Source organism: Pseudomonas sp. TWP3-2 (assembly GCF_049897765.1).
GTDB lineage: Bacteria > Pseudomonadota > Gammaproteobacteria > Pseudomonadales > Pseudomonadaceae > Aquipseudomonas.
In genome coordinates this window covers 218,675-230,912 of sequence record NZ_JAFCWW010000007.1, presented here as the reverse complement: position 1 = coordinate 230,912, position 12,238 = coordinate 218,675, and the positions used below count along the sequence as shown (strand labels likewise).

9 protein-coding genes are annotated in these 12,238 nt (G+C 58.3%); 1 reads left to right on the top strand and 8 read right to left on the bottom strand.

Going from position 1 to position 12,238, the window contains the following annotated elements; all coding sequences use genetic code 11:
* Window positions 1–63: 63 nt before the first annotated feature.
* The 5 genes from ACP7EE_RS13445 to puuE form a co-directional block, all read right to left on the bottom strand.
* Window positions 64–1,374 carry a urate hydroxylase PuuD gene (locus ACP7EE_RS13445; protein WP_426234877.1) on the bottom strand — a complete coding sequence of 437 codons (1,311 nt, stop codon included), beginning with the start codon at window positions 1,372–1,374 and terminating at the stop codon, window positions 64–66.
* Window positions 1,375–1,424: 50 nt separating this feature from the next.
* The gene (locus ACP7EE_RS13440) at window positions 1,425–1,928 is read right to left on the bottom strand and encodes an ureidoglycolate lyase (protein ID WP_426206419.1); all 504 of its coding nucleotides are present in this window, start codon (window positions 1,926–1,928) and stop codon (window positions 1,425–1,427) included.
* 147 nt (window positions 1,929–2,075) lie between these two features.
* Entirely contained in the window at window positions 2,076–3,071 is a 996-nt protein-coding gene (gene alc / locus ACP7EE_RS13435; RefSeq protein ID WP_426234876.1) for an allantoicase, read from the bottom strand.
* 87 nt (window positions 3,072–3,158) lie between these two features.
* Complete coding sequence (gene uraD / locus ACP7EE_RS13430) at window positions 3,159–3,674, bottom strand: 2-oxo-4-hydroxy-4-carboxy-5-ureidoimidazoline decarboxylase (RefSeq protein ID WP_426234875.1); 516 nt, start codon at window positions 3,672–3,674, stop codon at window positions 3,159–3,161.
* Entirely contained in the window at window positions 3,671–4,597 is a 927-nt protein-coding gene (gene puuE, locus ACP7EE_RS13425) for an allantoinase PuuE (protein ID WP_420650366.1), read from the bottom strand. The genes uraD and puuE overlap by 4 nt, the downstream gene beginning before the upstream one ends.
* 425 nt (window positions 4,598–5,022) lie before the next feature.
* On the opposite strand from puuE, the gene uraH reads away from it, so the two are divergent.
* Window positions 5,023–5,376, top strand: coding sequence for a hydroxyisourate hydrolase (gene uraH / locus ACP7EE_RS13420; RefSeq protein WP_420650367.1), 354 nt, complete (start codon window positions 5,023–5,025; stop codon window positions 5,374–5,376).
* Between the two features lie 139 nt (window positions 5,377–5,515).
* Here the strand turns inward: uraH and ACP7EE_RS13415 are convergent, their stop codons facing one another.
* From ACP7EE_RS13415 to ACP7EE_RS13405, 3 genes are all read right to left on the bottom strand, one after another.
* Window positions 5,516–6,949 (bottom strand): hypothetical protein, encoded by a 1,434-nt coding sequence (locus tag ACP7EE_RS13415; protein ID WP_426234874.1) that lies wholly within the window; start codon window positions 6,947–6,949, stop codon window positions 5,516–5,518.
* A gap of 86 nt (window positions 6,950–7,035) precedes the next feature.
* Complete coding sequence (locus ACP7EE_RS13410; RefSeq protein ID WP_426234873.1) at window positions 7,036–8,634, bottom strand: hypothetical protein; 1,599 nt, start codon at window positions 8,632–8,634, stop codon at window positions 7,036–7,038.
* A 154-nt stretch (window positions 8,635–8,788) separates the two neighbouring features.
* Window positions 8,789–12,127 carry a calcium-binding protein gene (locus ACP7EE_RS13405; RefSeq protein WP_426234872.1) on the bottom strand — a complete coding sequence of 1,113 codons (3,339 nt, stop codon included), beginning with the start codon at window positions 12,125–12,127 and terminating at the stop codon, window positions 8,789–8,791.
* Window positions 12,128–12,238: the final 111 nt, after the last annotated feature.

Below are 12,238 nucleotides of genomic sequence, written 5' to 3'. Positions count from 1 at the left end.
CAACCCAGCGGGAGCAAGCTCCCTCGCCACAAAAGCCTGCTTTTACACAGGCTTTCGTGTTGCTTAGTTGGTCTGGGCTCCCTGCACAATCCACGCACCGATCAGCTCACGTTCCTGCTGGGTCATCTGTGTGATGTTGCCCAGTGGCATGATCTGCGTGGTGACAGCTTGTGCCTGAATCCGCGCGGCGTTCTGGCGGATCTGGTCAGGGGTGTCGAGCATCACGCCGGCTGGCGCAGCGCTGAACAACGGGCTGGTCGGTTTGGCCGAATGGCAGACCGTGCAGCGTTCCTGAATCACCGTGTGCACCTTGTCGAACCCCGGGCCGGCGTTCGACGCTTGTGCCGGTGCAGCGGCCGGCGCTGCAGCAGCAGGTTGCGCCGCTACAGCCGGTTTCAGGCCACCGCCCACTGCGGTTTCCGGCAATGGCTGGTATTCGATTTTCGCTGGCGCCTTGGCCACTTCCGGAGCCGTTGCCATCGGCGTCGGACCGGTCACGTAGGCCAGAGTGATCATGCCCACCGCTGCCACTGGCAGGGTCCAGGCAAACTTGTGGCTGTCGTGGCGGGTGTTGAAGTAGTGACGCACCAACACCGCCAACACGGCGATCCCGGCCAGGATCAACCAGTTGTACTGGCTGCCATAAGTGCTCGGGAAGTGGTTGCTGATCATGATGAACAGCACCGGCAGGGTGAAGTAGTTGTTGTGCCGCGAACGCAGCAAGCCTTTGGCCGGCAGGGCCGGATCCGGCGTGCGGTTCTCGGCAATCGCCGCTACCAACGCACGTTGCGCAGGCATGATGATGCGGAACACGTTACCGACCATGATGGTGCCGATGATCGCGCCGACGTGCAGGTACGCACCCCGACCGCTGAACACCTTGCTGAAGCCGTAAGCGGCGCCAATGATCAGCACGAACAGAATGAAACCCAGCAGAGCAGGGCGCTTGCCCAGAGCTGAGTCACAGAGGAAGGAGTAGATGAACCAGCCGATGAACAGCGAGCCGATACCGATGGCCACGCCTTCAGGGCCGCTCAGAGAACTGCCGGGAGCCAGCAGGTAGAGCGTCGGATTGGAGTAGAACACCACGCACAGCAGCGCGATCCCCGACAACCAGGTGAAATAGGCTTCCCATTTGAACCAGTGCAGGTTGTCCGGCATGGTCGGTGGGGCCAGTTTGTATTTTTCCAGGTGGTAGATACCGCCACCGTGGATCGCCCACAGATCACCGGCCAGACCGGTTTTCGGGTTGACGCGGTTGAGGTTGTTCTCCAGCCAGACGAAATAGAACGACGCGCCGATCCAGGCCACGCCAGTAATCATGTGCACCCAGCGCACGCTCAGGTTCAGCCATTCAAACAGATGTGCTTCCACAGTCTTTACCTCTCGCCTGTCACTCTGTTGTCGAGTGATCAGACCTTCTCTTATTGGTGGGGGGCGAGGATCAAACGCTCATCCTCTTTGAAAAAATGCTCATCGCAGTTATTGCCTGTGCCACTGCGATCAACCACCAGGAAGTCATCCCGCTTTTCGATCGTCAGCACCGGATGGTGCCAAACGCCGCGATGGTAATTGATGCCCTGCCTGCCGTTGGTGACGAAGGCGCGGACCAAGCCTGATACAGGTGCATCGCCAACTGGCGCGACCACGATCAGAAAGGGGTTGCCGAGCAGCGGAATGAAAGCCTGGCTGCCCAGCGGATGTCGTTCCAGCATGCAAACGGTCAGCGGCATGTCCTGCGCGTCGGCGCGGAAAATGCTGATGATCGCGTTGTCCTCAGGCTTAGCGGTTTCGACCGTCGCCAGTTTGTGGAAGCGCATGGTCGAACCGTTGTTGATCATGAAGTGATCGCTGCCGTCGGTTTCGATCACGTCACCGAAAGGGGCGAAGGCTTCTTTGCTCAGCGGTTCAATCGTCAATGTGCGCATGCTGTTCTTCTTATCCGGATTCTGTGTTGTTGATTCTGTTTTTGTGGCGAGGGAGCTTGCTCCCGCTGGACTGCGCAGCAGGCCCAAGTTTTTGGGGCCGCTTCGCGACCCAGCGGGAGCAAGCTCCCTCGCCACAGGGGTTCAACCTTATTTAGCGACCTTGCCCAAAACGCGCAGGCGACTTACACCACCATCCGGGAACACGTTGAGGCGGATGTGGGTGATCGGGCCCAGTGCCTTGATCTGCTCGGCGAAGGTGTGTTCGGCGTGCATTTCCAGTTTCTGCGCCGGCAACAGCTCGCGCCAGAACAGCGACTGGGTTTCGATCTGGCTGTCGGTGCCGCCCTTGACGAACGCGCCCTGGATCGAGCAGGTATCCGGGTAGTTGCCCTTGAAGTGCAGGGTGTCGACGATGATTTTTTCGATCTCGCCCGGATGACCGAGCGCGACGATGACCCAGTCATTGCCCGGGGTGCGACGACGTGCGGTTTCCCAGCCGTCGCCCATGTTGATGCCACGACCCGGATTGAGGATGTTGCTCATGCGGCCGAAGTGTTCGTCGGAGCAGGCGAGGGCGCGGCCACCATTCAGGGCTGCTGCCAGATCGACTTGCTCGTTGTCACCGACTGCCGACCAGTCACGATGCGGCACACCGTACACGCGCAGACGGGCGACGCCGCCGTCCGGGTAGATGTTGAAGCGCAGGTGGCTGAACGCCTGGTCGTTGCTGATTTCGTGGTAGTGGTGGCTGTTGCCCTGCAGCTCGACGGCCGACAGCACTTCAGTCCACTGGGTGTTGGCGTCCGGCTCACCGGAGGCCAGGAAGCACGCTTCCAGCGAGGCCGACGGCGGATAGTTGCCGGTGAAGAATGAAGTGTCGATGTCCACGCCTTTGATCGAACCCGGAACGCCCAGGCGGATCACTGCGCTGTCGTAGCCTTCGAAGCGCTTGCGGCGCGACTCCCAGCCGTCCATCCACTTGCCGTTGTCATCGAACACGCCCTCCTTCCATACGGCCGGGGTCGGTTGGAACAGACGATTGGCGTCTGCGAACCAGTCATCGGTGACCGAGATGATTTTGGTGCCCAGACGGGCGTCGGCCAGGTTGACGAACTTCTCGAAAGGTACGGCGTAAGCTTTCATTCTTCTTGTCTGCCTTTAAATAAGTGGCTTGGGATGCTTGCGAGACCCTGGGTGCTTTCCGCGTCTAAGACACTCGGGTCAGGCTCGCTAAAGAGTCAGTAATCGGAACAGGGCAATCTTGTTGATCTCCGCCAGCGCGCACTTGAACTCGGTGTCTTGCGGGTTGTGAATACGCGTTTCGAACGCCGCGAGGATCTGATGCCGGTTGCTGCCTTTTACCGCCATGATGAAGGGAAACTTGAACTTGGCTTTGTAGGCGTCGTTCAGCTCGGTGAAGCGCGAAAACTCTTCGGCCGTGCATTGGTGGATACCGGCGCCAGCCTGTTCATTGGTGCTGGCTTCGGTCAACTGGCCCTGAACGGCAGCTTTGCCGGCCAGGTCCGGGTGAGCGTTGATCAAAGCCAACTGGCTGGCGTGATCGGCGCTCAACAGGATGTCGCTCATGCGCTGGTGCAGGGTTTCGATCTCGTCGATCGAGGCGTCCTGACCCAGGTCGTAGGCCTTCTCGGCCACCCATGGCGAATGTTCGTAGATGTCGGCGAAGGCGCTGACGAAGGCGTCGCGGCTCAGGGTCGACGGTTGCAGAGTTTGAAAGCGGCTCATTGGGCGGCCTCTTGGTACGGGTGGGTTGCGTGCCAGTGACGTGCGATGTCGACGCGACGGCTGAACCACACCTGCTCATGACTTTTGGCGTATTCGATAAAGCGTTTCAGCGAAGCGATGCGTCCCGGACGGCCGATCAAGCGGCAGTGCAGACCAATCGACAGCATCTTCGGCGCTTCGGCACCTTCGGCGTACAGCACGTCGAATGCGTCTTTGAGGTATTCGAAGAAATCGTCGCCCTTGTTGAAACCCTGGACCTGGGTGAAGCGCATGTCGTTGGTGTCCAGCGTGTACGGGATCACCAGGTGCGGCTTGCCGGTCGGGTTGTTCGGTTCCCAGTAGGGCAGGTCGTCGTCGTAGGTGTCGCAGTCGTAAAGGAACCCACCTTCTTCCATCACCAGCTTACGCGTGTGCGGGCCGGTGCGGCCGGTGTACCAGCCGAGCGGGCGTTCGCCGGTGAGCTCGGTGAGGATGCGGATCGCTTCGAGCATGTGCTCGCGTTCCTGGGCCTCGTCCATGTACTGGTAGTCGATCCAGCGATAGCCGTGGCTGCAGATCTCGTGACCGGCATCGACCATGGCGCGGATCACATCCGGATGACGCTGCGCGGCCATGGCCACGGCGAAGATGGTCAGCGGAATGTCGAATTCCTTGAACAGTTTGAGAATCCGCCACACGCCGGCACGGCTGCCATACTCGTAAAGCGATTCCATGCTCATGTTGCGCACGCCTTGCAGAGGCTGGGCCGCGACCATTTCCGAGAGGAAGGCTTCCGATTCTTTATCGCCATGCAGGATGTTGCGTTCGCCACCTTCCTCATAGTTGAGCACGAAGGACAGGGCGATCCGGGCATTGCCCGGCCAGTGTGGGTGAGGAGGGTTACTGCCGTAACCGATCAGGTCGCGTGGGTAGTCAGCGCTCACTGCATGCTTCCTTCTTATTCGTGACGACGTGTTGAATGTCGGTGTAGGTGACGACCTGGCGTCACAGTGATGGGCTGATTGTATACAACTTTATTCGCACTTTGTAAGTCTGAATTTTCGCATTTTTCACCGGCTGTCATCTTTTGCTGCTATTGACGCTAACCTGCAAGAAACCTGCCTGACCAGTCAGCTAATGGCTACAAGGTTCAATGCACGCATGGTGTGTGGGCAGATCCCCGGAAAATCGGTGGATGGCGGGGGTGGAAGGAAAAATGTCGTTTTTATTGTGTACAATTTTTTTGGAAAGTGTCTTAATCAGTCGCTCGCCGCAGCTTTTCGTGCTCCGAAACGGTGCGGTCTCCTTTTCAACTGACTTCGGGAGGCGCGAAGTCTGACTGCTCCACGCAGGCAGGCGCGCAGAATCAATGGGACGTTTGACAACACACGTTTTGGACGCTGCACACGGTTGCCCGGGCAGCTCGATCAAGGTCGAGCTGTACCGCGTTGAAGGTTCGCAACTGGAATTGGTCGCCAGTGCGGTCACCAACAGCGATGGTCGGGTCGATGCGCCGTTGCTGCAAGGCGACGCGTACCGCACCGGGGTCTATCAGGTGCAGTTCCACGCCGGCGATTACTACCGCGCCCGTGGCGTGCAACTGCCGGAACCGGCATTCCTCGATGTGGTGGTGCTGCGCTTCGGCATCTCTGCCGAACAGGAGCACTACCACGTCCCGCTGCTGATTTCGCCTTACAGCTATTCCACGTATCGGGGCAGCTGACCCCCAAGCAGCTGCCCCCACCGGGAAGCGACTGCGCATAGAGCTTCTTTGGTCTTTAGCCCGCCCACACTGCGGGCTTTTTTTCGTCGGTCAAAAAGCTCGCGCGGTGTGCGCGAGCCTGGTCAGCTGGAGACGGTTATCAGAGCCTCGAGTGGCCGTCGCGAATGATAAAGACTGTGTCCGGGGCAGAGGCCAGCAACTGCGAGCCGCCCCGCAGCCAGATCAGTCTGTTGGCGGCGTGCGCGTCCACCACGACCTGTGCTGCCCGTGTGCCCACCTGGATATGCAGGCGCAGGCTGGCACTGTTCGGGTCGGCATTCAGCGTCTGGTTGATTTTTCGACCGCGGATGCGATGCAGGCTGAGGAAATACACGTAATCGTGCCCGGTTCGCTGAAACACCAACGCCGGATAGGCATTGGACATGCTCGGGTCGAATACGGTGTAGCCGTTGCGGGTCAGGAGCGTTGCCATGAAACGCTTCAGGTCCACGGCGGTCTGGGTTGCCTGCGCATACTGCCATTCCTGTCGGAACAGCTGCGGATTGAAATCCAGTCGTTGCAGCGCACCGTTCGCCGACGCACTCGGTAATTCAGTGATCCGCACGGTGCCGCCACCCGTGGACGGCAAGATCGGCAGCATCAACAGCGGGTCAGCCAGTTGCGGTCGCGGATGGTTGTTGCCGACCTTCCAGTCATTGAACGTCTGGCGCAGCAGGGTCAAGCCTGAACCAGTGGCGATGCTGGAGCCGTTCGCCAGCACAAACTGGTGAAACGCTACATTCTCCAGCGATGCCGCCGACAGCTCTGGAAAGTAGCTGGCGACGTATTCGGTCATGGGGCTCTGGAACGGCAATGTCGGGTCGACGACCCAGTGATAGGTCGGCGGAACCTGAATTGCAGCCCGCGGTTGTTCGAGCGGATTGGTCCTCAGCGTCTGATCCAGCAGATCGAAGTCGTAAACCATGTGCATCGGGTTTTTGATGTAGACGATCGGATCATTCACCGCACCGCGTGGTACGACCTTGTACTGAATGCCATCGACGCGGATGTCATCCGCTGAAGCATGTTGGCTGTCAATTCCCCAGCCCTTCCACGGGTCACGCAGTGCAGCATGGGGATCATCCGGCACACGTTGGCGAGTTACGACCAGTTCGGAGTGGCCAGCCTGGTCAGTCGGTCGAACCGGGCGCCAGTGATTGGTGCCTTCAACCCGTTCAAGCAACGGACCGGACGCCAGCAATTCATTCGATAACCTGGCGCGAAATTGATTCTGTGCGTCGCTGCCGATCAACACGGTTCCGCCATCGACAAGGTCTGCGTAGAGGTAACGGCCCGCCAGGCGAAACCCGGATTGCGCATCGGCAAGTGGCAAGCGGTTGACCAGCACCGGCGGCAGAAAATAGCTGCCAATAGGCCGGTCGGGGGGCGTCTGGCGGATTTGCGTATCGGCCGGCAGGTCGATGATTTCCACGGTCGAGTCAGGCAAGTCCGGCTGCCGTGGCACTTGTCCGGTCGGGTGACCGAATGCCGACTCGATGGCGGGCAATCCTGTGCTGAAGCGTGTTCCGGGCACAACGTCCGGTGCCGTGTCACGCACTGCAGGGGTATTGTCTGTTGAAGAGGGTTTGGGTCTTATAGGGCGTTTGGGGCTCATTGACGTCAGCCTTCTCGAAGTACGAACAGGGAAGGGGTTTGCGAATTCAGTGGATCAATCCCGCCAACCAGATAGATGACGTTGTCCTGCGCCAGCAGTGCGCTCAGCCTTTGGCGTCCCGCGTCATCGAGTTGCATCAGCGCCGCCGAATTGTTCAATTCGGAACCCGGTTTGGTATAGCGACGGATGAAGGCTGCGGATATCGTCGGCAGTTTCATGGCAAACAGGACGCTAAGTCCCGGTCGGTAAAAGACCAGAGCGTTTTCCAGCAGTGAGTGATTCGGTGGACTAACGGTGTATCCACTTTTTTCCAGCACGCTCTTGAACAGCTTTTGCAGATTCGCATTGCGCGGTGTTGCGGAATATTCACGCCATTGGTCAGGGAATTTCGCCGAATCAAAATCGATTCGTTGCAGGTTCGCAGCAGACGCCGAGGGCAATTCGATTTTTCCGCCGAAGGTTCCATCATTCAGGGTTGGCTGTATTGGCAACAGCATCAACGGGTCGGCGAGACTGCGCCGGGGCGCCGGAATGGCTCGGTTTTCCCAGTGGCGCAGGGTCTGACCGAGAACCTGCAAACCTTCACCATTAATCACTTCAGCGCCGCGGGATTGGTAGAACAGGGTTTTGGCCACGGCTCTGGAGGACTGCCCGGACAAATACTCGAAAGACTCGGCGACCGATCGCGTCAGTGATCTTTCGAACGGCAGACGAGTGTCCGCAACTGCCCAGCGGTTATCCGCGCTTCGGGTGGCCCAACGCGGCTGCAGCGCTGGTTCGTCTACAAGCATCTGCTCGAATGCGTCAAATCGCTCGGGGTTGAAATGTGGGTGCTTGATGCAGACAACCGGCGTATTGGAGCGAACGATCTGCGACACGATCGGATAATGCAGCCCGTCGATCTCCACCGATTGCCCGGACGTCGGCCGGGTCGATTGACCCCAGTTGCGCCACTGGCGGCTGGACAGATCAAGTACTCCAGAAAGTGTCTCGGCCTGAGCGCTTTGATCATCCTCCACACGCGCACGCTTGCTGGGGCCGGCCACGGAATCTGCTTCATCTGCCGCCGGTCGACGCGTTGCGCCCGGTTGCAGTTTTTGCCACAGGTGCGTTTCGCGAATCCGTTCAACCCGATAACCGGAGGGGACCAACTCGTTGGCGGAGGTCAGCTGATAGTGCCCGTCCGGATTTTTCGACACCATGGCGGTACCTTCGCGCATATCCACGTAGATTCGGTCTCGCCCGTCATAACGGATACCTTCCGGGGAATCGGTGGCGGGCGTCAGTCTGATGGCCAGGTGTGCGGGAAGAAATGTCGGTGTTGTGGGGCGGGCGGACAGGTTCAGTGCGTCAGGCGCAGTGCTCGATTCGCCTGGCTGATGTCGCGTCAGCATCTCGCTGACTTCGACTGCGGGCTGTCGAGTGCCGCCCTCGGTTTCGGGCGGGCGCTGCGAGGAAGGCCCGGCAAAAGGCAAATCGCCGGCTTGCGAGTGCAAGCCTGGGCGCAGGATATGGATGTCATCGCCGCTGACCCGCGCAGTTTCCGTTGCGGGTCTGGGGGGCGATGAATGGGCAGCAGGAATCTGCTTGGGTGGCTTGGCCATTTGAAGTGCTCCGCTATCGATCATTCAGTTGTGTAAAGCCTGGAATCTGGTGGTGGCTTAAGGGGGCTGAATGATCGTCAAGCCGGGCGTCTGGCGTGTGGTACATATATCAATCGGCGTAAGCAACTGATGCAAAGCGTGTCCAGCGCCGCCGTCACGTGAAGTGCGATTGTCCGGACAGCAGCCAGGCCAGGTTCTTCGCCCTGGACAATTTTGCGGCGTAATCAAGCGACAGATCGCCCATGAGTTTCACGCAGTGCTCACGCAAGGTTTTCATGGCTTGCTCGCCAAGGGGAGGAGCGTAACCGAGGCCAATCTTCGCGACTTCCTCGAACAGCTTCAGTTGGTGAGTGCAGTGATGGGTGGTCTGCAGATCTTCTGCGGTAATGCTGCGGGACGTGTCCGTATCCAGTATCCAGCGGCGCTGCGTCAGGTGATAAGACAATGCGCCGCTACTGCCATCCTTCATGGCAATGTTACGCACGGGTATCTGCGTCATCGTCATCGGGTCGAGTTCGGCGGGCAGGGTGGCTGTCAGGCCGCTGGCAGGTACATGGAAGCGGGCGTCGAGCGCTTCGATGTACACCGCGTCGAAAATCAGGTCGACAGCGTAGACGATACCTTTGGCCGTGATCACTCGCACCTGATCAACGAGGTCTGCAGGATTTTTGTACTGCGGTAAGTGAATGACAGTTTGCCCGATCAGCAATTGGCCGTCGGCGAGTTTGATTTCGACGTTGCCGAGGGCTGTAGCGTCAAATTCCCAGGTCGAGGCATAGGCCAATTGTTTGCTCGCGCCGGCCAGTGCATCCGGCGTCGCGATGCGTAACGACATCCCCGAGCCAAGATGAACCAGATACTTTGATCCTTCACCGGTCAGGGACTCGACGGCGGTCGGTGCAGTGGCCGGGTTGAGTTTGACGCACTTCTCGCGGTTACCCAGCGCATGCGCTTCGTTGTCCAGTGGTTGCAGGTATTGATGGGTGCCGGCTCTGGGTGATAGCGGCAACCGGACAGTGCTGTTCCATTGCAAGGGGCCACTGATTTCAAAGTGACTGTTAACGAACACGTTGTCGGCTGCATCGGGCAAGGTGAGACGGTAAGAGACTCCGTCGTTCATGATCAAGATGAACGGGTGATTTATTTCCAGTACGGGCCTGGTAAGTCGCCCATTGATCTTCGTATGCCCGGCCATACGTGACGCTGCCAGATTTTTTAGCGTGATCTGCTTCTCTCCGAAATGCAGATTCATATCGCATTGTTTGTACATGATGTGATTTGCGCTGGTTGCGTGTATCAGGTCAGCGTTGTAATAAGCCTCAGCGTGAGTCAGTTCATTGCTGGCGTAGTCGAGGTGCAGCGTGGTGGCGAAATGTTTGTTGTATTCGTTTGCCTTGAAGACGGTCAGAAGATTGTTGCGTGAAACCCAGTAGCTGGAACTTTTGTTGTGAGGAACGATGCACTCTGATGCGTAGATAATCACCGGTAAGTGGCGGGTGCCCTGCTGAATGATGACCACCGGTACATCAGTGGGCTGCGGGGTATCGATGCTGGGTGGCAACTCGGGCACCAGGTTAAAACCATCTTTGGTGATGAATGAAAGTTTGGCATTGAGCAGCAAGCGTTGGTCTTGAACTTGTTTGTAGACGTTCTTGATCCTGACAATTTTTTTGCTGATGTCGTCGATTTCAAATCGCGAAGTAATCACCAGTTCGGTCTTTTCTACCTGCCAGCTTTCGATCAGATCCGATCGCCAGTCGAGTGCAATGATGCTCTCGTCCAGCGCGTCCTCAATGATCGACACCATCCCCGGGATATAGGCGATAGCGAAAGCATCCTTGCCGGCTCCACCGCGAGCCGAACTGTAGCTGCCGAGCAAGTAGACCTGGTCATCGCCGGCACCGGCATCGATGTCATCACGGCCGCGCGACTTGATGATGTTCGGGCCATCGTTACCGATAACTTCATTGGTGGCGCCGGCCAGGGTTTCGACGTTTTCAATACTGCGCAGGGTGCTGTGCGGTTTATAGGCCTGTTCTTTGCGAGTTGGCGGCTTGACCAATACCGACATCTCGCCTTTTTCGAGATTGATCCTGAAGCCGTAACGTTCTTCGTTGGTTTCAGGGAAGTGGCCCGCCAGCTTCAGAGTGTCGCTGCCCGGGCCTCCTTTCAATTCGGAAATCGACGCTTCGTGAGCGCCGCTCTGCAACAGGGCGGCGGCGCCTTCATAGATGAACTCATCATCTTTTCTGCCGCCGCTCAGGTGTTTTTTGCCGGCGGCGTAGTAATAGCTGTTGGGTTTGTTCTTCACGCCCTGAATGGTGTCGTGACCGCCGCCGATGAACCACAACACGCCTTTGTAATCTGCTGCCGTCCCCAATACAGCGCCGGGCGTGTCCGCGGTGACGCCGTCGCGCGCATCTATGGTGTCGGCGTCGTCGTTGATCCGCGCACGTTTGACGGTTCTGTACTGCGGGTTTTCTGGCGTCCAGTCGTAGGTCGCAACCTGGATCGGCTGTAGATCGACATGGAAACTGCCATTGATGATGGCTTCGGTCTGTTCTTTCAGATCCCCGTCCAGCAACTTTCTGGCCGTGGCTTGCAGTTGTTGCGAATGTTGTGCGGTGGCTTTGGCAATCGCGTGGCGATCTTCGATCGTTTCATCCGGGCTGATACCCCAGAACGCAAACCAGCCGGTGCGCAGGCGTTCGTCGGTCGTCAGGGTGATGTAGTCGTCAATGTCATCGACCACATTGATGGCGGCCCAGACCCGCGACCCTGCCACCAGCAACAAACCGGCGATCAGACCAATCGGACCTGCGAAGGAAAAACCGGCCAGTGCCGCCGCCCCGAGCAGCACGGTCATGGTTGCGCTGGCGACACTCAAGCCAGCATTGACGTAGTGATTGATGGCTTCTTTGCCCGTTGCCTTGGCTGCAGCGTTGAAACCGTCTACGGCGGAAATGATGTCGAACGGTAACGTCAAGGCGCCGCCAATCAAACCGCCGCTGCGACCCAACTTCAAGGCGAAGCTGGTTTTGGCAAATCCCTGATAAGCGCTCTGGCTGGCTTTGATCATTTGCGTGGCTTTGCGCGCGACCGCCAGATCAATCGCTATCGAGGCAACATCTGCGGTGAACGCGGAGCTGTTGAATACGATGCCATACGCATCCTTGTTCCTGAGCGCATCTTGCAGGCCGCGTAGCCCGCTATAGATACCGAATGCCTGAAGTCCGATGCCGGTGCCGGCCATCGTGCGACTGGATGAACGCTTGATCCAGTGCGGCAGAGGCTCGGCAAGGTGTGCATGGCGGATGTTGAGCTTGTGCGCCGAGTTCAGCAGTTGTTTCAGTTTGGCCTGATATATGCTTGGATCAACCTCGGTGTTCAGGCTGGTGTGCAACATCGCCGGGGCGTTCAACGGCCGTCGGCTGGCAATTTCAAAGAGCAGGGCCGGCAGCAAATAATCATCCGCGCCCGATGTTTGTTTCATGCGCGCTTCTATGGCTGCAGGATCAAATTGCAGAGCATTGATGAACGTCTTTTTCGGTGTACGGAAGAATGTGTTATTGCCATTCAATGGTTGCCCATCGACGGTGGCGCC